General features: G+C 70.0%; 1 protein-coding gene. It reads left to right on the plus strand.

What is annotated here, in order from left to right; translation table 11 throughout:
- The coding region (locus KVS67_RS12195) for a relaxase domain-containing protein (RefSeq protein WP_217565468.1) at positions 1–263 on the plus strand (263 nt) is incomplete at both ends.

Raw genomic sequence — 263 nt, forward strand, 5'->3', positions numbered from 1 at the left:
CGGCCGATGCACTCGGTCGTCGTAGCCGTCTCCGAGCTCTACAACGCCGCTCTGGCGGACCAGCTCACCCGCGTCCTCGGCGTGGAGTGGGAGGCGCGAGAGCGGGGCCGGGACCGGAACCCGGCATGGGAAATCGAGGGCGTGCCCGACGAGCTGGTGAGTGAGTTCTCCACCCGGTCGCGACACATCGAGGCCGAGAAGGATCGCCTGATCGCTGAGTACGTCGCCAGGCACGGGCGCCAGCCTTCGGCGCGGACGGTGCT

The organism is Micrococcus sp. GbtcB5 (assembly GCF_019091605.1).
GTDB classification, from domain to species: domain Bacteria; phylum Actinomycetota; class Actinomycetes; order Actinomycetales; family Micrococcaceae; genus Micrococcus; species Micrococcus luteus.